The sequence below is a fragment of the Streptococcus sp. Marseille-P7376 genome, assembly GCF_902460385.1.
Classification (GTDB): Bacteria; Bacillota; Bacilli; order Lactobacillales; family Streptococcaceae; genus Streptococcus; species Streptococcus sinensis.
This window is the reverse complement of sequence record NZ_CABPTS010000012.1, coordinates 37,525-59,245: the sequence shown is the minus strand read 5'-3', so window position 1 is coordinate 59,245 and position 21,721 is coordinate 37,525. Positions and strand designations below refer to the sequence as shown.

Annotated in this window: 19 protein-coding genes and 1 pseudogene; 13 read left to right on the top strand and 7 right to left on the bottom strand. The window is 41.3% G+C overall.

Annotation, left to right across the window (positions count from 1 at the left end; genetic code table 11):
- Positions 1-128 precede the first annotated feature (128 nt).
- Entirely contained in the window at positions 129-1,271 is a 1,143-nt protein-coding gene (locus FZ952_RS07285; RefSeq protein ID WP_148881167.1) for a 5-methyltetrahydropteroyltriglutamate--homocysteine S-methyltransferase, read from the top strand.
- 520 nt (positions 1,272-1,791) lie between these two features.
- On the opposite strand, the gene gorA is transcribed toward FZ952_RS07285, so the two are convergent.
- Positions 1,792-3,141: a glutathione-disulfide reductase gene (gorA, locus tag FZ952_RS07280; protein ID WP_148881166.1), complete on the bottom strand. Its 1,350-nt coding sequence runs from the start codon at positions 3,139-3,141 to the stop codon at positions 1,792-1,794.
- 211 nt (positions 3,142-3,352) lie between these two features.
- Here gorA and FZ952_RS07275 point away from each other — a divergent pair, with 211 nt between their 5' ends.
- From FZ952_RS07275 to FZ952_RS07265, 3 genes are read left to right on the top strand one after another with little or no spacing between them, the layout of a single operon-like run.
- Positions 3,353-4,507 carry an efflux RND transporter periplasmic adaptor subunit gene (locus FZ952_RS07275; protein WP_148881165.1) on the top strand — a complete coding sequence of 385 codons (1,155 nt, stop codon included), beginning with the start codon at positions 3,353-3,355 and terminating at the stop codon, positions 4,505-4,507.
- The gene (locus FZ952_RS07270; RefSeq protein WP_062199522.1) at positions 4,491-5,189 is read left to right on the top strand and encodes an ABC transporter ATP-binding protein; all 699 of its coding nucleotides are present in this window, start codon (positions 4,491-4,493) and stop codon (positions 5,187-5,189) included. The genes FZ952_RS07275 and FZ952_RS07270 overlap by 17 nt, the downstream gene beginning before the upstream one ends.
- Positions 5,189-6,445, top strand: coding sequence for an ABC transporter permease (locus FZ952_RS07265; protein WP_148881164.1), 1,257 nt, complete (start codon positions 5,189-5,191; stop codon positions 6,443-6,445). Before FZ952_RS07270 ends, FZ952_RS07265 begins: the two co-directional genes overlap by 1 nt.
- 45 nt (positions 6,446-6,490) lie before the next feature.
- Here the strand turns inward: FZ952_RS07265 and FZ952_RS07260 are convergent.
- From FZ952_RS07260 to fbpA, 6 genes and pseudogenes are all read right to left on the bottom strand, one after another.
- Positions 6,491-7,168 (bottom strand): annotated as a pseudogene (locus FZ952_RS07260) (IS30 family transposase).
- A gap of 297 nt (positions 7,169-7,465) precedes the next feature.
- On the bottom strand, positions 7,466-8,956 hold the full coding sequence (gene lysS / locus FZ952_RS07255; protein ID WP_148881163.1) for a lysine--tRNA ligase: 1,491 nt from the start codon (positions 8,954-8,956) through the stop codon (positions 7,466-7,468).
- Between the two features lie 94 nt (positions 8,957-9,050).
- Positions 9,051-9,692, bottom strand: a complete 642-nt coding sequence (locus FZ952_RS07250; RefSeq protein ID WP_148881162.1) for a histidine phosphatase family protein — start codon at positions 9,690-9,692, stop codon at positions 9,051-9,053.
- A gap of 87 nt (positions 9,693-9,779) precedes the next feature.
- On the bottom strand, positions 9,780-10,256 hold the full coding sequence (locus FZ952_RS07245) for an aminoacyl-tRNA deacylase (RefSeq protein WP_148881161.1): 477 nt from the start codon (positions 10,254-10,256) through the stop codon (positions 9,780-9,782).
- Positions 10,256-11,098 (bottom strand): DUF368 domain-containing protein, encoded by an 843-nt coding sequence (locus FZ952_RS07240; protein ID WP_062199509.1) that lies wholly within the window; start codon positions 11,096-11,098, stop codon positions 10,256-10,258. Before FZ952_RS07240 ends, FZ952_RS07245 begins: the two co-directional genes overlap by 1 nt.
- Positions 11,099-11,419: 321 nt before the next feature.
- Positions 11,420-13,069 (bottom strand): Rqc2 family fibronectin-binding protein FbpA, encoded by a 1,650-nt coding sequence (gene fbpA, locus FZ952_RS07235; protein ID WP_148881160.1) that lies wholly within the window; start codon positions 13,067-13,069, stop codon positions 11,420-11,422.
- Between the two features lie 535 nt (positions 13,070-13,604).
- On the opposite strand from fbpA, the gene trpX reads away from it, so the two are divergent.
- The 9 genes from trpX to FZ952_RS07190 all read left to right on the top strand — a co-directional run bounded on the left by trpX (position 13,605) and on the right by FZ952_RS07190 (position 21,709).
- Positions 13,605-14,612, top strand: a complete 1,008-nt coding sequence (trpX, locus tag FZ952_RS07230; protein WP_148881159.1) for a tryptophan ABC transporter substrate-binding protein — start codon at positions 13,605-13,607, stop codon at positions 14,610-14,612.
- Between the two features lie 237 nt (positions 14,613-14,849).
- Positions 14,850-15,218 carry a hypothetical protein gene (locus FZ952_RS07225; RefSeq protein ID WP_148881158.1) on the top strand — a complete coding sequence of 123 codons (369 nt, stop codon included), beginning with the start codon at positions 14,850-14,852 and terminating at the stop codon, positions 15,216-15,218.
- Between the two features lie 13 nt (positions 15,219-15,231).
- Positions 15,232-15,693, top strand: a complete 462-nt coding sequence (locus tag FZ952_RS07220; protein WP_148881157.1) for a hypothetical protein — start codon at positions 15,232-15,234, stop codon at positions 15,691-15,693.
- Between the two features lies 1 nt (position 15,694).
- Positions 15,695-16,366 carry a DUF2786 domain-containing protein gene (locus FZ952_RS07215; protein WP_148881156.1) on the top strand — a complete coding sequence of 224 codons (672 nt, stop codon included), beginning with the start codon at positions 15,695-15,697 and terminating at the stop codon, positions 16,364-16,366.
- A gap of 32 nt (positions 16,367-16,398) precedes the next feature.
- Entirely contained in the window at positions 16,399-16,581 is a 183-nt protein-coding gene (locus FZ952_RS07210) for a hypothetical protein (RefSeq protein WP_148881155.1), read from the top strand.
- On the top strand, positions 16,581-17,807 hold the full coding sequence (locus FZ952_RS07205) for a replication initiator protein A (RefSeq protein ID WP_148881154.1): 1,227 nt from the start codon (positions 16,581-16,583) through the stop codon (positions 17,805-17,807). The genes FZ952_RS07210 and FZ952_RS07205 overlap by 1 nt, the downstream gene beginning before the upstream one ends.
- A 19-nt stretch (positions 17,808-17,826) precedes the next feature.
- Positions 17,827-18,093 (top strand): thiopurine S-methyltransferase, encoded by a 267-nt coding sequence (locus tag FZ952_RS07200; protein WP_148881153.1) that lies wholly within the window; start codon positions 17,827-17,829, stop codon positions 18,091-18,093.
- 441 nt (positions 18,094-18,534) lie between these two features.
- Positions 18,535-18,852 (top strand): hypothetical protein, encoded by a 318-nt coding sequence (locus tag FZ952_RS07195; RefSeq protein ID WP_148881152.1) that lies wholly within the window; start codon positions 18,535-18,537, stop codon positions 18,850-18,852.
- 253 nt (positions 18,853-19,105) lie between these two features.
- Positions 19,106-21,709 carry an SEC10/PgrA surface exclusion domain-containing protein gene (locus tag FZ952_RS07190; RefSeq protein ID WP_148881151.1) on the top strand — a complete coding sequence of 868 codons (2,604 nt, stop codon included), beginning with the start codon at positions 19,106-19,108 and terminating at the stop codon, positions 21,707-21,709.
- Positions 21,710-21,721: the final 12 nt, after the last annotated feature.

Sequence of the window (21,721 nt, the reverse complement as noted above, 5' to 3'; positions counted from 1 at the left end):
AAATGAGATTATCTAAAAGTGCCATAAAATTTTGAATACTAGGCACTTGACTGATATAATGATTCTTATCCAATAACGAATCTAAAAGTTATAACAAGGATTAAATTAGTAAAGCAGAGGTAATTTTTATGACACATACACACGCACCTTTCAGAGTAGATCATGTTGGTTCCTTTCTTCGTCCTCAAGAATTGGTGAAGGCACGTGAGGCTTTCGCAGAAGGCAAGATTAGTCAAGAAGAGCTGACAGCAGTTGAGGATCAGGCTATCCGTGATTTGGTCGCGAAGGAAGTAAAGGCAGGGCTAAAAAGCGTAACAGATGGGGAATTCCGTCGGGCCTATTGGCATTTGGACTTTTTCTGGGGTTTCCAGGGGATTGACCATGTCCAAGCTGCAGAAGGCTATCATTTCCACGGGGAAACAACTAAAGCCGATTCGGCTCTGATTGCTGGCAAGATTTCTGGGGAAAAACATCCTTTTGTTCAACATTACCAGTTTTTGCGGGATTTGGTAGCGGATAATGACCAAGTAGAAGCTAAATATACCATTCCAGCGCCAGCTCAGTTTTATTTTGAACTGATTCGCGATGCTGAGCATGTAGAAAAACTGAATGAGATTTACCCTGATTTTGACCAGCTACGTGAGGATATTAAGACGGCCTATCTGCAGGTTATTCAAGACTTGGTGGATGCTGGACTCAAAACTCTGCAAGTGGATGATTGTACTTGGGGTGTCTTGGTAGATGACAATTTCCTATCCGCTTGGGGGGCAGCTCAGGGTAAGACGAAAGACCAAGTCCGCGAAGAATTGGCCAATCTCTTCTTAACTCTTAATAACGATGTCTATGAAAATGTACCGACTAATCTGACAGTCAACACTCATGTCTGCCGAGGAAATTACCATTCAACTTGGGCCTCTTCAGGCGGCTATGCTCCAATTGCTGAGGAACTCTTTGAAAAAGAAGCAGTTAATGCTTATTTCTTAGAATTTGATACAGAGCGGGCTGGCGGCTTCGAGCCTCTGGCTAAGGTAACACTAGGCAAGAAGGTGGTTCTAGGGCTCTTGACTTCTAAGAGTGGTCAGCTAGAAGACAAAGAGGCTGTCATTGCCCGAATCAAGGAAGCTAGTCAGTATGTTCCACTGGAAAACTTGTATTTGTCTACTCAGTGCGGATTTGCTTCTACTGAGGAAGGCAATATCCTGACTGAAGAAAATCAATGGGAAAAGATTGCGCTGATTTCTGACATCGTCAAAGAAGTCTGGGGCGAGTAAACTGGCTGAATATGAGAAAGCGGGAAAGACCTGTTTGAAGGTTTTCCCGCTCTTTTTCTTAAAATGGGCAGATATACGACGATAATTTTGGATCCCAATAAGCTCGACTGTAAATTATTTTAGAAGTAATTGAAAATCTTTTGAATAATAATTGAAATTTTTCGTTTAGCATAGACAAAGAAATCAAAGAACAAACCTAGCTTTCTCTCTTTAACCTTATTCAGATTTTATAATGAGCTCTTTCTTACAAAAATGTAAGATAAAAATTAAAAATGAAAGAATAAGTTATGGTTACATTCTCTTGTTTATTTTATGATAATAATGAGCCTTAGAAAGGAGAAAAGGGAGTGGGACAGAACTAAATTTTTATAAAATCAGTTCATTATTCTACCTCCAAGCCTGATTAAGATTTCCTCGAATCTTGAAAGGCGAATGAAAGAGCCAGTCAGCTACTGCGTCATCAGTTTGGAATAATATAAATGTTTAACCAAGCTGATCTTGTTTCCGGTTCTCATCAGTATTATCTCATGGTGACAAATTCTTCGGATCCGGTCGGATGGATGGCAACGGTGGCGTCAAAGTCAGCCTTGGTGGCTCCCATCTTGATAGCTACGGCGAAGCCCTGAATCATTTCATCTACGCCATATCCGATACCGTGTAGGCCAATGACTTTCTCATTGTCACCAGCGGTGATGAGCTTAAAGCGAGCCTGTTGGCGGTGGCGAGTAACGGCTGAGTACATGGAGGTAAAGCTAGAGGTGTAGAGGTGGATATTTTCAGCGCCGTAGTTCTGAATTGCTTCTTCTTCTGTTAGACCAACTGTCCCAATAGCGGGATGGGAGAAGACCACAGTTGGAATAGTAGTATAGTCCATCTTGGCATCTGTCTTGCCGTTAAAGAGGCGCTCAGATAGGGTGCGGCCAGCCTTGATTGCTACCGGTGTCAGTTCTTTTTCGCCAGTCACATCGCCCAAGGCATAGATGCCAGGTACGACAGTATTTTGGTATTCATCCACAGCGATGAAGCCTCGGTCATTTAGGGTAACCCCTGCAACATCAAGATTGAGGCCTTGGACATTTGGCTTACGCCCAATAGCCCAGATGATATGCTCTGCTGTGTGGTTGCTCCCGTCTTGGAAGTGGATTTTCAGTTGGCCATCAGCCAGTTTTTCCACTCGTTCGGGTATCTTGTGAGCATGAAGACTTGGACCAGATTTTTCCATCTCTGCCACCAATCCGTCAATCAGATAGCTATCGAAATTACGGAGGGGACGGTCGCGACGGACAAAGAGATCCGTCTTGACACCTAGAGTATGGAGGACACCAGCAAGCTCCACTGCGATATAGCCTGCTCCGACAACGGCAACAGACTTGGGAAGCTCTTCCCAAGCAAAAACATCGTCGGAAGTCTCGCCGTATTCTGCACCAGGAATCTGTGGAATGGCTGCATGAGCGCCTGTTGCGATAACGATATGTTTGGCGCGAATCAGCTCCCCATTGACTTCCACTGTGTGCTTGTCAACGAAATGAGCGCGACCTTCAATCAGTTCAACGCCGTTGCGTTTGAAGCTTCCATCGTAGGATGAGCGAGCGCGGTCAATGTATGCTTCCCGGTTTTTTCGTAAGGTGGCAAAGTCAAAGTGCTGATTTTCTGAAGTAAAGCCATAGTCTGGTCCATAGTGCTGGATGGCCTCGGCAATCTGAGCTCCGTACCACATGATTTTTTTAGGAACGCAGCCAAGATTGACACAGGTTCCCCCTAATTTCTTTTCTTCAATGACAGCAGCTTTGGCGCCATGCTCGCCAGCACGATTCATAGTAGCAATTCCGCCGCTGCCGCCGCCAATAGCAATAATATCGAATTCTTTCATAGTTAGATATAAGCTCCTTTAATCAATATGAGGTAATTGTACCTTTTTTAGAAAGTGAATGCAAAAATCTGCTACGAGAGGTGAAGAGCATTACAGAGAAGAAATTAAAACACCTTTGAGATTTTCAAAGTTTTTTGTGAAAAAAATAAAATATAGTTATGATATAATATAAAAAAAGAAAAAATCGTTTTCATCAGGAGGAAGAAAAAAGATGAAAAAGTTAAAAAAATGGCAGATATTTAGCATTATTGGAACTGCCGTTACAATTGTTTTAGTGGCCATTTTCTTTATGTGGTTTAGTGGAAACAATGCTTCGACACCAGAAGTAGAATCAACTCCAATCGTCCAAAAAGTCAAAGAAGGTTCCGTTGCTTCATCTGTTTTATTGACAGGAAATGTGACTGCCAATGGAGAACAGTATGTTTACTATGATGGGACCAAGGGAGATTTAGAGAGTGTTTTAGTAAATGTGGGGGATCAAGTAACAGTTGGTCAGGCTTTGGTTCAGTATAAGAGTACAGAGGCTCAGGTTGCCTATGATACAGCAGTCCGTGCTGTCAATAAAGTTGATCGTCAGATTTATGACCTACAGACAAATGGGGTCTCTGTATCATCAACGGGAGACGAAGAAGCGGATGATAAATCAGCAGCCTCTGCTCAACGCTCAGTCGACTCACAGCTTGCTGATCTGCGGGATGCGCGGGCTGATGCGGTTGACAGTATGAATAAAGCTTATGCCCTACTTGAAGCAACTACCGTAACAAGTACAGCAGAAGGTACCGTTGTTGAAGTAAATAGAGATGTTTCCAAATCTACAACTGGCAGCAATCAAACACTTGTTCATATTGTCAGCAATGAAAATCTGCAAATTAAAGGAGAGCTTTCTGAATACAATCTTGCTAATTTGTCTGTTGGTCAGGAAGTAACCATTACATCAAAAGTTTACCCTGACAAAAAATGGACAGGTAAAATCAGCTTTATCTCCAATTATCCAAAAGATGGTCAACAAGCAGCATCTGGAGCAGGTGGAGCAGCGCCGGCATCTGGTGCAAAATACCCATTTACGATAGATATTACTAGTGAAATAGGAGAGCTCAAACAAGGTTTCTCTGTCAATATTGAAGTTAAAAACAATACTCGAGGCATTCTTGTGCCAGTCAGCAGTGTAGTACCAGATGGAGACAAAAACTATGTTTGGACACTGGAAAAAGGAGTTGCCAAGAAGGCAGAAGTAACTCTCGGAAATGCTGATGCTGAAAATCAAGAAATCTCATCTGGTTTGACAAAAGACAGTAAAGTTATCACCAATCCAACAGATAGCTTAAAAGATGGTCAAGAGGTGAAATCTTATGAAGAAGCTAATTGATTTAAAGAATATAAATAAAAGCTATCGAAATGGTGATCAAGAACTTCGGGTTTTGAAAGACATCAATTTGGAAGTGGAAGAAGGAGAATTCGTTGCCATCATGGGACCTTCTGGCTCTGGGAAATCGACTCTGATGAATATCATTGGTATGCTGGATCGTCCGACAAGTGGTGAATATTATTTGGGAAACAAAGAAGTAGCGAAACTTGGAGATAAAAAGCTAGCCAAGGTCCGCAATAATAAAATCGGTTTTGTTTTCCAGCAGTTCTTTCTCTTATCTAAACTTAATGCTCTGCAGAATGTTGAGCTGCCGCTGATCTATGCGGGTGTTTCTCAGTCTAAACGGAAGGCCTTGGCAGAACAATTTCTCAAAAAGGTTGAATTGGAGTCGCGGATGCTCCATCTTCCATCAGAACTTTCCGGAGGACAAAAGCAGCGGGTGGCTATTGCGCGTGCTCTGGTCAACAATCCCTCCATTATTCTTGCAGATGAACCGACAGGGGCTTTGGATACCAAGACTGGTGAGCAGATTATGGAATTTTTGACAGAGTTAAACGAGGAAGGCAAGACCATCATCATGGTTACCCATGAGCCTGAAATTGCAGCCTATGCCAAGCGGCAGATTGTCATTCGGGATGGGGCGATTTCTTCAGATAGTGCTAAGAAGGAGGAATTGGATTAATGCAAAATTTTAAATTTGCCATTAGCTCCATTCTTGGGCATAAAATGCGAGCTTTTCTGACAATGATTGGGATTATTATTGGAGTTGCTTCGGTGGTGGTCATTATGGCTTTGGGAAACGGAATGCAACAAGGAGTCACCAAAAGCATTACGAAAGACCAACAGTATGTTGCCTTGTTATATTCGCATACCAAAAGTAACTATACGATGGGTGTCCATTTGATGGAGTTTAATGGTGAGGCAGAGACAGATAGTGAAATACTAGAAGAACCACCTGTTATCCAGGAAGCTTGGGTCAAAGAATTACTAAAAGTTGACGGAGTCAAGGGCTATTATGTAACAAATGGATCGTCAGCCGATTTTTCTTATCACAACAAGAAGTCTGAGAAGGTCAATATTACAGGAGTCAATGCGACTTTCTTTAAAATTAGAAAATATGAGATTCTAGCAGGGCGTACTCTTTTGCCTAGTGATTACCAAAGTTTTTCTAATGTGATGATGATTGATGAAACGATTGCAAGTACTCTTTTTGGAAGTAGTAGCGAAGCATTAAACAAGGTGGTTTCAGTTGGGGAAAGCAACTATCGAGTTGTCGGTGTTTATAAAGATCCCAATGCTGGTCAAAGTATGAGTATGAGCTCAGGGAGCGCTCTGATGGCCAATACACAGGTAGCGTCTGAATTCCAGACAGATGAAATCTCAACTGTCTATGTCTATGTTCCAGAAGTTAACCGTATCAATGAAGTTGGTGTAGAAGCTGCAAAAGAGCTGACTAATCTGTCAGGAGCTCGTCAAGGAGAATATCAAATCCTAAATATGGACAGTATGCTGGAACAATACAAGCAAATTACTGGAACCATGACCGGTGTGATCGGAGCCATCGCTGGGATTTCCCTCTTTGTTGGTGGTATCGGTGTGATGAATATCATGCTGGTATCGGTCACAGAGCGAACTCGTGAGATTGGTCTACGTAAGGCTCTTGGAGCAACACGTGGAAATATCTTAACACAGTTCTTGATTGAATCCATGGTATTGACTCTTATCGGTGGTCTACTTGGCCTTGGCCTTGCCTATGGGATTAATGCCTTGCTGGCTGCAGTCGTCCCAGAAAATGTATTCGGAGGGCCACCAGTTGTCTCTGCTACTGCCGCTGTTGGAAGTTTGATTTTTTCAGCTATGGTTGGGATTATCTTCGGTATCCTGCCAGCCAATAAAGCATCTAAATTAGATCCGATTGAAGCGCTGAGATATGAATAATATAATCAAAAGTCTGGGAAACCAGACTTTTTGTGACTTGAATTGTCAAATTAAGTGCACAATTTTGCCATAAAATACTTCATAAGGAGTTTTCCAGTTGAGACACTTTCGTGGTCTATTATTTAGTTTATCCTCCCACAGCTGAATGGTGTGCTCGTCAATGAATGTTAAGTCGCTCCCTTTGGGAAAATATTCTCGTAATAATCCATTGGTATTCTCATTGGTTCCTCGTTACCAAGGCGCATGAGGGTCTGGGAAATAGACCTCTACCTTTAATTTATTAGTCAAGTCTTGATGATTCGTGAATTCTTTTCCTCTATCGGGAGTGACGGTTTCTTTCGGCAAGGGCTCTAACATTTGTACCATAGCCTCTATGACGAGTTTGCTTTTCTTGACCGCTACCTTCTTGATTTTAAGAAAGCGAGAATAGCGATCGGTTAGAGTAACTAAGCAAGCTTTCCCGATTTGACCGGCAACCGTATCTGCTTCCCAATCACCGATCCTAGCTCGCTTGTTTGCTTCTTCGGGTCTTTCGTGAATGGTATGAGAAATAGGAAATTTCCCTCTGTTTTCAACATGACCTTTCGTATGACGTTTCCATTCCCGACTAATGCTGGAAGGATGACGATGAAGTAATTTTCCAATTTGAGAAAAATTTAGTCCTTTTGTACGGTAAATCAGAATACTTTCGCGCTCATCTATGGTAAAATGGTGATAGCTCATAAGATTTCCTTTCGTAACTAGTTGGTTCAATTCTATTTTACTAGAAAATCTTATGAGTTTTTATTGTGCACTTATATTGTAGACTCAAGGATGTAAAATAAACAAAGAGTCTGGGACAAAAAGATTTCAATTTTTAAAAATCTTAATTATTAAGTCCTTCAAATATATAATTAAATGCGAAAAGCGAACAAAGCAGAATTCTGATTACCAGAAAACTAGTTTTGTTCGCTTTTTATATTTGAGCTCGGACTTTTGTCCCAGACTCTTTACTTTGTTACAATCTGTGTAAATTTCAGCTTATTTCATCGTTGGGAAGAGTAATACATCGCGGATGGTAGTGACATCCGTTAGCAGCATTACCAGGCGGTCGATACCAATACCGAGACCTCCAGTTGGTGGCATACCGTATTCCAGTGCTTCGACATAGTCATAGTCGATACCAGTTGCTTCGTCATCACCCAGTTCTTTGGCTTTTGCTTGTGCTTCAAAACGAGATAATTGGTCGATTGGATCGTTCAACTCGGTGAAGGCGTTGGCATATTCTTTGGTCATGATGAAGAGTTCGAAACGGTCTGTGAAGCGTGGGTCTTCTGGGTTTTTCTTAGCCAGAGGTGACACGGCAACAGGATGACCATAGATAAAGGTTGGTTGAATCAAGGTTTCTTCGACAAATTCTTCAAAGAAAGCATTGATGACATGACCTACGTCGGTGAAGTGCTGTTCAAGCGGAACTTTCTTTTCCTTAGCCAAGGCAGCAGCTTCTTCAAAGCTCATATCTTGCCAGAAGTCTACGCCAGTGATTTCCTTGATAGCATCCACCATGTGAACCCGTTTGAAAGGCTCGTTAATCTTGATTTCAGTGCCCTGATAGTTGACAGGCCCGTCGCCATTTACAGAAATCGCTGCATGTTGGATAATGGCTTCTGTCAAGTCCATGATATCTTGGAAGTCTGCATAGGCTTGGTAAACTTCGATAGAAGTGAACTCAGGGTTATGAGTGGCATCCATACCTTCGTTACGGAAGATACGACCAATCTCATAGACGCGCTCCATACCGCCGACGATGAGACGTTTCAAGTGAAGCTCAGTCGCAATCCGTAGCACCATGTCAATGTTTTGAGCATTGTGGTGAGTAATGAACGGACGAGCAGCAGCACCGCCTGCTTCGTTGTGAAGGACAGGAGTTTCAACTTCGAGGAATCCTTGTCCATCCAAGTAACGACGGATTTCTGAGATGATTTTGGAGCGAGTGACAAAGCGTTCAAAGCTCTCACGGTTGGAAATCAAGTCCAAATAACGTTTGCGGTAGATGGTTTCGACATCTGTCAGACCGTGGAATTTCTCAGGAAGCGGGCGCAGGGCCTTTGAAAGGTGAGTAATATGCGTTGCTTTGATAGAGAGTTCTCCCATATCGGTCCGCATCACTTCACCCTCGACACCTAAGAAGTCACCAAGGTCTGCTTTTTTGAAAATCTCGTAGTTTTCTTCACCGACTTCATCCTTACGAACGTAAATTTGGATTTGGCCTTCACGGTCTTGGATGTGGGCAAAGCCAACTTTACCTTTTCCGCGTTTGGTCATGAGACGGCCAGCGATAGTCGCAGTTTGGCTCAATTCATGTAATTCTTCTTTGGATTTGTCGCTGTATTTTTCTTTGAGTTGAGCAGAATTCGCAGTACGCTCAAAACGTTTTCCGAAAGGGTCAATCCCTTGCTCAGTCAGCGCAGCCATTTTTTCACGACGAATAATCTGCTGGTCATTTAATTCTTCAATATGTTCAGTAGTCATTTTCTTCCTCCTAAGGGCTTTCCTTCCTATTCTATCATAAACTAGAAGGAAATTCAGCAATAATTACCTATAAAAATAGAAAAAACTGCGATTTTTATAGGTTCGCAGTCTTATCTTCAACTAAATAATCTAAGTTATTCCAAGTAATCAATTTAAAAGAGTCAAAGTCATCTGTTTCTAGAATGGTGACGCTAGCATTGGCCAATCCGCCGTCCTTACGGAGAAGGGAGACTTCATAACCCAGCAGCGTACGAATGCTGGCAGTTAAGTTAGCGCCGTGACCGACGATCAAAACTTTCTGATAATCCTTTTCTTTCAGTGTTTTGATGAAAGAGGTGGTACGGTGAATGGTCTGGTAAACGGACTCAGCATCAAATAGATCGTGGTCGAACTGGGCTAAATTGTGGCGGAATGCCCACATCTGCTGAGGATAAGCGGCTTCGGTAGCAGCAATTTTCGCGCCTTCCAGTTTGCCAAGCCCCCATTCTCTTAGCTCTGAAATGGGAATAAGGTCCGGTGCAAAATGGTTTTCCTGCTGAATGATTTTAGCGGAATGAAGGGCTCTAGGCAGGTCACTGCTGTAAATCTTATTAAAATGAGTATCGGATAAATGCTTTCCCAGTGTGTGCAGTTCGTCAATAGCTGTTTGCAGCAAAGGGGAGTCTCCGTTTGCGCCTTGGAAACGCATTTCTAAATTCCATTCAGTTCTTCCATGTCTGATAAAATACAGTTTCATATAAAATCAATGCCTCGTTCTATTTCATATACATATAAATCTATAATAAACTGAAATGTTTGATTCAGCAAATTAAAAAGTATGGGATTAATCTTCTTTTAAATCTGCAAAAGTTGCTTGAATAAAATCTGCTAAATCTTGGGCCTTGATCTGAATGCTGCGTCCGACCTCACCAGCAGAAACAATAATACTTTCGCGACTCAGAGCTGTTTGGTCAATGAAAATTGGGAAGGGATGTTTTTGGCGAATTCCGACAGGATTATTGGCACCGTGAATGTAACCAGTCGTTTTTTCTAAATCTTTCTGGAGAATCATGTTGACTTTTTTATTTCCTGAAATTTTTGCTAATTTCTTTTCCGAAAGATGTTCGGTGATGGGCAGGATGCCGATGACTGTTCCTGTTTTATCTCCGTTTAAAGCCAGTGTTTTATAAATTTGCGAGCGGTCAAATTCCTCTGTCAGGCTATCATCTAAAGCATTAATTTGCAAGCCTAGGTGATTGATTTTTGCTTTATTTAAGATTTGCTCGACCAATGTTTTTTTTAGTTTCGTTTTTTTAGCCATTATTTATATTTCTCTTCTAACTGGGACATCCAGATTCCTAGCCAAATTCCTAATCCAAAGAAAAAGGCAGCGAGAACCAAAGTGAAAACAGATACGCCAGCATAGCTAATGCTCTCGCTATTTCCTGCTTGTGGAATGACAATTAGTAGGGTGCTGGACAAAACGATTCCGATGATAAAGTGGTAGACTCGAGAATGATAATTTTTCAAGATATAGTCCATAGCTTTTGAAAAGAGAATCAGAGCTAGAGCGCCACCGATCCCGATTGGCAGGAAGGTGCCAAATATATCCAAACGCTTGAAGCCTGTTAACATGGGTGAGTAGAGCCCTAAAATCAGCAGAAGATTTGATGGGCTGAGACCGGGAACCAGAACTCCTAAAGCGATAAGAGCACCTGCTAAAACAAAGGATAAGAAGTTAGCTGGGAGTGTTCCCACCATTCCATTCAGTGAATAGAGGAAGACCCCCGACAAGATAAAGCTAAGCCAGAAGGTAACAGTATCAGCTCGATCTCTGTCGGATTCTTTGACGGACTCCTTTATCAGACTAGGAATTGTTCCGATAATAGCTCCAGCAAAGCCCCAGAGAACGATAACCTTGTAATTATCCAGTAAGAGATTGACCGGATAGGAGAAAGCTGCAATCCCTAAAACCATCCCAATAGCTACAGGAGTGAAGTAGAGAACATTCTCAACAAAATTTTCTTTGATGTGGGCTAAAAAGCGAATCATCCGCTCATAAATCCCTAAAATAGCAGCTAAAACACCACCTGAAACACCAGGTAAGATAAAGCCAAGTGCAATAATCATTCCTTTTAATATTCTTGTAATCCAAGAAACCATGTGAAACTCTCCCTTTTTTACTTTTTCATTAGGCTATTATACCATAAAATAGAGTATTTTCTGAAAAAAGTAGGAGAAAATCACGACAAATGTATAAATATTCCATCCTAAAGAAAAGATAGTTTGAGAGGTTATGAAGAATTTCAGCTTCAGCAGTTTCATAGTTGAGCACTGTAAGACGCAAGTCACCTGACTTGTTTCAATGATGATAACACCGTCGTTGGATTTGTCAAATTTTTTTGGCTTAAACTGAAAAATTTCGAAATGAGAGAATCAAAAATTCTTAATTTTTTTGGGGTTTGTCTTTTTCCATCTTGTCCCTTACATTTTCATACTCTTAATCTTCTCTTCGTCTGGTGTGACGCGCAGGGTTTTCTGGCCCGTATAGGTGACAAACCCTGGCTTACCACCGGTTGGTTTGTTGAGCTTTCTAGTCTCAATCATATCTACTTGGACCAGATTAGAGAGTCTGGCTTTGGAGAAGTAGGCCGCTAGCTCGGCAGCGTCAGTCTTGACTTCATCGCTGGGCTTAAGATTGCCTGTGATGACCACATGACTACCTGGAATATCCTTGGCGTGAAACCAAAGCTCGTCTTTCTTGGCCATCTTAAACGTCAGCTCATCATTTTGTAGATTGTTGCGGCCGACTAGGATAATGGTTTGACCGTCCGTTGCTAAGTATTTCTCCGGTTTCTGCCTTTTCTGGATTTTTTCTCTTTGGCGCCGGCGGATAAAGCCAGTCTGGATGAGTTCCTCCCGAATTTCCGCAATTTCAGTCAGGCTGGCCTGAGCAAGGGCTGTTTCCACGCTCTCTAGGTAGAGAATCGTAGCCCGTGTCTCCTCAATCAAGCTGGTCAGGTGTTTGACAGCTTCCTTGAGCTTCTGGTAGCGTTTGAAATAGCGCTGGGCATTTTGATTGGGGGTCAGGGCCTTGTCAAGTGCGATGATAATCTTCTCACCCGTGTAGTAATTGTCCAGCTCCACCTGATCCTGATCGTTTGGCACCTGATGGAGAAAGGTGGTCAAGAGTTCCCCTTTTTGGCGGAATTCTTCTGCATTCTCCGTTGCTAGGAGCTCTTCCTCTTGCTTGCCCAGCTTTTTCCGGTTCTTCTCCAACTCATTTTCCACCCGACGGATAAGCTCGCTAGCCTGCTGGTTGACCCGATCGCGCTCAGCTTTGTCCTTATAGAAAGTGTCTAAAAGCTCGGATAGACTGGACATTTGGGTCTTGCTGTCGGAAAACAGCAGAGCAGAGAAGGATTTTTCGGTCAGGCTTGGCTGAGTCGGACTGGCAAAGAAGGCACGGAAGGTTTTGAGCCTGTCAGCTGTCAGACGGGCACTGAGCTCAGTAGCGGTATCCCGACCCAATCCCTGAAAAACTTGCTGCAGGCGTTTGGGCTCTAAGTCCTCTGTCTGCAGGATTTCAAAGAGCTTTTCATCACCGATGGTGAAAGGATTGCGACTGCCTGTTTGAGGCGGTGTGAGATAAGTTGAGCCTGGCAGGATGGTTCGATAGCTGTTCTGTGAAAATCCGACGTGTTTGATGGCTTCAATAATCTTACCGCTAGCTTTATCCAAGAGAATGATATTGCTGTGCTTGCCCATGATTTCGATGACTAGAGTCACAGCCACGCTATCGCCGATTTCGTTCTTATTGGAGACACTGATTTCTAAAATTCGGTCATTTTCCACCTGCTGAATCGCTTCAATGACAGCTCCCTGTAGGTATTTGCGCATGACCATGATAAAGGTATTGGGAACAGCTGGATTTTCAAACGTGGTATCTGTCAGCTGGACGCGTCCAAAGACTGAGTGGGCTGACAGGAGCAGCTTGTGGCTTTGTCGATTGCTGCGAATCTGTAAAACCAGCTCTTGTTCAAAAGGTTGATTAATCTTTTGGATGCGGCCGCCCAGCAATTCGCGGCGGAGCTCCTCTGCCATGTGGTGTAAAAAAAATCCGTCGAAAGACATGCTTTTCTCCTTGAAAGTTGCTACAGAAAATTATAACAAAAAACCAAGCTAAAAGCTTCTAAAGTCTCGTTAAAAAGCAATTTAATTTTTGCCTATAACTGCCTCTATAAATCAAATCCGAACATTTTATAAAATTTTTCAAAAAGGTCTTGACATCCTTTCAGGAAAAACTTAAAATATAGAAAATTAGAAAAGTAGTAAATGTATTTGTTTTTAGCGAGCTTGTGGTTGGTGGAAATGAGCAGCAAATCTTTACGAAATTGGGCTAATTGATAAATATGAATTTGAAACAATAAGAATTCGGTGTGCACACCTTACAGTGCAGCTTGTTTGATGACAAGACAGAGATATGGGGGAATACTAGCTATTTTTCCATAATTGAGGTGGCACCGCGATTTACGCCCTCACACAGAATATCTGTGTGAGGTTTTTTTGTTGCTTATTATAAAAAATAAGGAGAATTGCCCATGTTTAAACGATGGCGTCCCTAGGGATTGAATAGAAAAAATATAAAAGAGAGAAATGGAGAAAGAATATGAAGAATAAACGTTTAATGACTATTTTAGGCCTTCTGGCTGTTTTGGTAATCGGTGGGATGGCTTATTCTAGCTTTAGCAGCAAAAGCAATGTTACTAATACCGGCGATGAGAGTAAGACAGTCAAGGTTGGTGTCTTGCAGTATGTCAGCCACCCTTCCCTTGATTTGATTTACAAGGGGATTCAGGATGGTCTGGCTGAGGAAGGCTATAAGGGCGACAAGATTAAGATTGACTTTATGAATGCTGAAGGCGATCAGAGCAAGGTTTCTACCATGAGTAAGCAGCTTGTTGCCAATGACAATGATGTGCTGATTGGGATTGCGACTCCGTCTGCACAAGGATTGGCTGCGGCTACTAAGGACAAGCCTATCGTTATGGGAGCTGTAACGGATCCGGTCGGGGCAAATCTAGTGAAAAATCTGGATAAGCCAGGTGGCAATATCACTGGTGTCTCTGACCACAATCCAGCCAAGCAACAGGTAGAGCTGATTAAAAAACTGACTCCAGACGTTAAGACTATCGGTGTGCTCTACTCTAGCAGTGAAGACAACTCTAAAACTCAGGTGGAAGAGTTCAAAAAATTGGCTGAAGAGGCGGGCTACACGGTAGAAGAATATTCTGTTCCTTCAACCAATGAAATTGCTTCAACCATGAATGTCATGACTGGCAAGGTTGATGCTATCTGGATTCCAATTGACAATACCATTGCGTCAGCTTTTGCGACAGTTGTGTCCAGCAATAAAGAAGCTAAGAAACCGATTTATCCAAGTGCGACAGCCATGGTAGAAGAAGGAGGCCTTGCCTCTGTCGTTGTAGACCAGTATGACCTAGGTGTTGCGACTGGTAAAATGGCAGCTAAAATCCTTAAAGGTGCCAAACCTGCTGACACTGCAGTAGATATTTTCGACACAGGTAAATCTGTTGTCAATACCAAAAATGCTAAAGAACTCGGTATCACTATACCAGAAGATGTTTTGAAAGATGCTGGCCAAGTTATTGAATAAGACTCAAAGAAGTTCTGTCTAATTTAGATAGGGCTTCTTTTTTTAATATTTTATTCAATGCTTGAAACGCTAGTAAATTCAATTATTGATCTTCGAGAAAGGTTTCGTAATTTCTAATCTCAAAAATCCAGACACATTCCTACAGAAGAGTAAGTGTCTAGAGTTTTGAGGTAAATAAAAAATATTGAGTTAACAGGAAAAACTGTTAACTCTTTTTCGTATTTTTGGGAGGTACATGTGTCAGATAATATTGAAATTATTATGGATATTGATTCGTTAGAAATTTTTGATGTTAGAAATCTTGATAAGAGTGAAGATGTAGTTGACTGTATCCCTGAAGGAAATTCTGATGAGAACGTATCTCCATACGATGACCTTGACAGAGTTTGGCTTGGAAATGGCTATTATTATAAACCTTCTAGTGTTATCTGGGAGGTTACGAAAGATGATGTCATTCATCAACTAAAGCCTAGAAATAAACATGGCACTTATCCGTACTCCAGAACAGCAAGAGATAGAACTTGGGGCCAATCTAGTCAATTGACTCAGGATGAAGCCTTGTGGTTGACTCTAGAGTTTAATCCTGAATTGATGAGTTATGTGTAGGAAGGGACAAGAAATGGAAACTGGCATTTGTAGGAGGTGTGGTTGTAATTGGATTACACCATGTCTTGATGATGATTGTGGTGCTTGCTGGTGGATGGATAAAAATAGGACGCTGTGTAGTCATTGTTTTTACGGGCTTAATGATGAACTTTATCAGACGAAAGTTTACTATAGGCCAGGTCATGACTTTCTTGAGAGAGATACAGAATTTGCTTGGGAAACATTGACAAATCCAAAAAGCCACTGGGTCTATGATATGGAACATGATGTGTTGTGTGTAGTTTGTTTAGGTGACCACATTGGAGCAGTTCGATTCATTGCAAGAGAATTTTATGGACTTGATCGTATTTATCGTGATGAAATTCCTAAATGGCAAGAGATTATTGCTAACAACATGATTTTTCACAATGCCATGGTGAATGAATCAGAACATTACGCTAGCTGCTTGCCGAGAAAGTATAGAACTGAGGATTGATATGGATAATAAAATTATCGATAAAATACAAAATCTTTTAGAGTTATCTTATGATGCGCCGAATGATGAGGAAGGACAGACTGCTCTTCTTATGGCTCAAAAGCTAATGGTCAAGCACAATCTATCTATGAGTGACCTTGCAGCTGCTAAACCCCAAAATAATATAGGCGAGACATTAGGCACAAGGGAATATAGGCTCCCTTGGTGGCAAGAAAAATTAGCGGCTATTTTAGGGCCGAATTTCAGATGTCGAACGATTAGGAGGCGGTATCGAAAAGAGGGGGTCACTCAAATGATATTCTTCGGTTATCATTCTGATGCTGAACTTTGCAGTAAAGTGTATGAAGGGGCAATCTTATATTTAAAGTATAGATTAAAACGGCTTCTCCCTACCGTTCCTAGAGCGTATTGGAAAAATTATAAAAAGTCTTATTTGCTCGGATTTTTAGAAGGTATTGACCAACGTTTCAAAGAGCAATCTCAATCATCGGAGGAATTCTCCCTGATGGTGCAGGTTCCAGCAGAAGTCTTGGAAGAGCAACGTCGTCGAATGGGAAGTTTAAAGAGTAGAACCATTAACGTCAAAGTTGATGTTGATTGCGAGGCATATATTGTTGGTCTTGAACATGCAAAAGAAACAAGGTTATTATCGGAAGAATTACTCCAATTATAAAGTAGCTTCCCCTCATAAAGAAAGGATTACATATGAAACAACACCAAACCAATGCCTCAAGATTGACTAGAGACTTAATGATTTTTGATTTGATGAATACAATGGGATGGACTAGAAGCCGTGCTATTGCAGCTATTGAAGAGTTAGAACAAACTCATCTTGTCTATTTTCCTGAAGCTGGTGGTCTGAGGTTACAAGTTGTAGGAGGATTCTAATGGCGGATATACATGTAGATCAATTAACTACCCAAAATTTTTATCAAATTCCTCAGATTTTCTTTACTAGAGTTGAAAAAACTTACGATAAAAAAGGAGGATTGCGATTTAAAACGAAACATACTAGCAGTTATGCAAGAATGTCTAATGATGCAAAAATAGCATATGGTGCTCTTTATAATCGTTGCATGTTGAGTATTCGCTCGTATCAAGAAGGAAAAATTGATTATGTGGATGAGAATGGTTCAGTTTTTCTGGTTTATACGGTCGAAGACTTAATGGATTTACTGGATAAATCAAAGGCTACGGTACAGAAAATCAAGAAGGAGTTAGCAGAAAATGGATTGTTAAGAGAAGTTAAGCAGGGATCTAATAAGCCAAATCGAATTTATCTACAAAATGTTGAGGCCAGTCGCGAAGTTCACGAAAAATACGAGGCTTTAAGAAAGAAAAAAGAACGAAAAGTTAAAGGTAAAGTAAAAATAGTATATGAATTTAATTTTCGTCATATTATGACATCGGACCATTTAGGCAATGTAATTTTCAAGGCAGAAACAAGTCTTCAAAATGATGATATGAATGGACAACTAAAAATTGACCGTCCAAATTTAGAAAGTGGACGGATAGGTTCTGACCGTCCGGACGGTCAGAATTTAAACAGAATAAATATAGAGAAGAGTAAGATTGATAATCTTTACGATACTAATCGATACGAGGGCGAGTCATCTTTATCCGATTTATCAATCTCTGAAGCATTTAAAATGGGACAACATGGTTTTCTTTCTCCTCGACTAATTGAGAAACTAAGTTTGTTTGGAAAAGATGCAAAAATTCTTGAAAATAAAATCTATCAATCGAAACGCCAAGTTGAGAATGATTACAACAACCTCTTAGCTGATCAGGAAATTTATGGAGAGGTTTGGCTACAGGATCTTGAACGTGAGCTTGATAAATTGATTTTCAAAATCAAAACAGGAGAGGCTGAAGGAAAACCAATCCAGAATGTCCCAGCATACTTTTACAAAATGATGATTCGTTTTTGGAAAATGGTTCTACTCATCGAAAAAGAACAGGGCTTCTTAGAGGTATCTGGACAAAGTGAGTACGCTAGAAAATTCCCTGATGAGTGTCCTAGTCTGATTGCACGTTATTATCCAGACAAACTATCAGAGATGAAACTGAATAAATATCTAGCTGAGTTGTCTAAGGACGCCGCAACCTGCTGAAAGAAAGAGAGTTGATTTTATGGGATTGTTTAATAACCAAGAAAAAATTAACAGAGGGCAAGCTATGAAGGCTACACCTTCCCAACCAGTTCAAGAGATTGAAATGCTTGTAGAGTATTTTGATAAAACGGTAGAAAGTATTTCCATCACTTTCAACTTGGAGGAACTAGAAAAATTGGTATCTAGTTCATTTGGAACAGGAGCAAGTATGAATTTTACATCAGCGACTCCACCGTTTTCTATCAATCCTCGATGGGTGAAGAAGATAACCTATCGGACAAAATAAAGAAAGGAGATTACCATGCTGGTAGATTGCCCAATGTGTGATACAGAGTTCGATTCTGCTGAGGAGTGCGGATTCTGTCCCTGTTGTGGAGAAGATTACGATTCTTTAGTAGGTGAAGATTTGGATTAAGATAGTTCCATATTTCTAAAATACTTGACCTGAGTAAGTCATAAAACTACTTTTGACCTTTGAAAATTGAATACCCCCACTGTCCCGATTAGCGCAGTCTAGGCATAAAAAGAAGAATAGGGGCGGTGTGTAACTAGAAAGTATATCTAGTGCTGACTGCATCATGGAAAGTCACGGTTGACTTGTCCCGTAAGACGAAAGAGTTTGCGATTCCTAAACTATAAATCGTGCGTAAAAAACACAGTAGAGATGCTACGGCATCAACTCGGCATGGCTGTAAATCAGCCTTTGATTCAAATAAAGGAGGACAAGATGAATCAAATAAAATCAACTAGTGAGGTCACACTCACTGACTTAAGACGACTAGGTTTACAAGGCGATGCAACTGCACGGCTTGCAAGTGGTGAAGAAGTTAAATTAACCAGTAAGCATGGTTTAATTCCTAAAAAAGGTTATGTGGCAGGAAAACTTCAACCAGTTGAAATGGTTGCGGAATACTCGAAAATATACAGAGAAATCCGGACAATCAAACGTGGGGATGTTTTAGTTGCTAGACGAATCAAACAGGGAAATAAAACAATCTTGCAGCTAACTGGTAAAGGCTATCATCGACCTATCGTTAAAACTTAACAGATAGAGTCCTCATCTATCTGTTTTAGGGAGCAAGGAAATCTTTCTTTGTTGCTGAAAGCAGATAGGTGATGTTATGAAAAGGGGAAAAAATGAGTATTATCCAACTAATATTTTCAGTTATTCTTCTAGTATCGGTTATTCTGGTCTATGTGACTTTTGCATTGATGCGAGTTTCCGGTGATATTTCACGAGAACTAGAAGACTATTCACATAAGCAATATTTTAAGTAATTATCAAAAAGGAGAACAAAATGGAAATCATGAATGAAGTTAAGAAAGTTGTGTTAACTAGTGCTATTTTAACAGGAGCTGTTGGTGCAACTAATCAAGTTCTTGCAGAAGAGGTGAAACCTTTAGAGCCAATTTTGGGTAGCGAACAGCAGGGAACTAATCAAGAAGCAATAACAGCAGCTGATGTTGCTATCTCACAAGCACAAGTTGATAATGCGGACTCAGCTGTTAAATCTCAAGAGGAAATTACAAACGTGGCTCAAACAGAGGTGACTGTTGCCGAAAATGCAGTCAAGGACACTACAGTAGCGGTTACTCAGGCAGAGGAAACTGTTAAGGAAGCTACGCCTGAAAATATCCAGCAGGCAAAAGCTAGTGTAGCCACAAAAGAGGGTGCTGAGAAGCAAGCTCAAGATGAGTTGAAAGCTGCGGAAGCTACACAAAAGCAAGCTGAAAAAAGTGTTGCTGATCAGGAAGCGAAAGTTACCGAAGCTACAAGCAAGCTTGCTGGAAAAGAGGGAGAAGTGACAGCTGCAGAGCAGGTCGTTGCTGAAAAGCAGGCCATTCTAGATGGGACTGGAGCTGCAGACGTTGTTGCCAAAGCTGAAACTGCCAAAAACAACTTAGAAGCCAGCAAAGAGGCAGTTTCACAAGCTCAAACAGAATTAACGGCTGCTAAACAAGCTGATGCTCGACGTGCTTCCGAATTGAACCGTGCTGAAAGCGAGGTAAGAGCTACAGAAGCAGATAAGCTGACGAAAGAACAGACATTAGCTCAAGCAACTGCACAGGCGGATCAAACCGAAGATCGGTATCAAGCTGCTAAAGAGAAGCTATCCAAGACTCAAAGTCTGCTGGATAGTTTGAAAACCAGCTCTATCACCTATCCTGCAGGATATGCGGAAGCTTTAAAAGCCTACTTCAACAATCCTACGGAAGAAAATTCAAATAAACTACAAGAAATCGCCAAGAAAGGCATGATTGCTGCTGGCTTTAGCTCGCCTGATGGAGGTAAGACTTATTATAGCAATCCAGCTTCTCCATTTAAACCAAGCGAAGCTGATAAGAAGGTGCTGATTTCCGATGTCAATAATTTATCAACTGAGGTTCAAGAAGCATTGGCTGCATTTAATGCTCAACTGATCAATGATTTCCGCCGGTTGATGGGAACGGATGATATTCCAGTTCTGGTGAATCGAGATATGCAAAAAGTCGCTCAAAAAGCGACTCAGCTGTCTACTAATCAATACGGACATGATCAGGATGCTTTAAATACTGCCGCTAAAGAAGTCGGACTTGTTCAAGGGAATCAAGGCTTGCTCTCGGAGAATATTGGGTATCAAAGCCCAAGTGGTGAAGTGACACTAGCTGATCTGAAACAACAAGCTTACAATAATCTGGTTATGATGATGTTTTACGATAAGCATGCTGATTGGGGTCATGCACTAAACTTTTCAGGGCTGGATCGGGAGTCGGTCATGTTGCAGTATATCGGTGTAGCAACTCGGAAGCTGGATCGTGGGTTAGTAGCTATGCACTATGTTGGAACAGACTCTAAAACAATTGATTTGCTGAAAAATCGACTGCATCAGGATGTTAAGATTGACACGAAGAACAACGTGGCTAGCATCGAGGGTCAAATTAAAGCTGCTCAAAAGTCTCTAGCACAAGCCCAGACAACCTTTACTGCTGCAAAGGGTGCTAATGATGCAACACAAGCGAAAAAGGCACAAGCACAGTCAGCCTACGAAGAGGCAAAATCTACCGCTGAAAGAGCAGTGGCTCAGCGTGTTGCTATTCAAAACACAGCCTTAAAAACACCCACAGCGGAAGCAAAATTAGCTCAGTCAGAAACTGAACTGGCAAAAGCTGATTCAGAAAATAAGGACGCTCAAGCAGCGTTGGCTCAACTGAATGCGGATGTTCAGACTAAACGGAAAGTACTTGAGGCAGCAAAAGAAAAGCTGGCCGAAAAACAAGCTGAACGCAAAACATTGAATGAAGCTCTAATGGCTGAGAAGGCGGTATTGGCAACGAAACAAGCTGAACTTGGTAGAACGAAAGAAGTCGTTACCAATCACCAAAAAGCACTTAAAGAAGCACAAAATGACTTGAAAGCATCACAAGAACGAGTAGAAATCTTGCAGACTGCTCCTCAGCTTTTAGAAAAAGCAAAAGTTGCTCTTGCGACTGCTCAAAAAGTATTGAAAGAAAAGAAATCAGTGCTTGAAGCAGCCCAAGCCAAACTAGAAGCAGCAAAAGCAGTTCAAAGCAAAGTAGTTGCAGCTCATAAAGAGCTGGTATCTGCTTATCGTGCTTATTTAGCAGCGCAAAAAGAAGCTGAGCATCAAGAAAAGTTAGCCGCTCAAAAAGCAAGTATTGAGCAGGCTGGAGGAAATCCGGTTCCAGTAGTTCAAAATGGTAAGATTGTGGATTATGTACGAGGTCAAGTTCAGAATCAAGCAACGAAAGTTACTAATCCGGTTTATCAAGCTCCTGCTGTGTCCAGATCAACTGGCTTGCCTAAAACAGGTGAAGAACTTTCAAGCCTCGGGCTGTTTGGTGTAGTAACCATTTCACTTTTGAGTTTCTTGCGAATCAAACGAAAATCTGAGGTAAATTAATTCGGCTAAAGT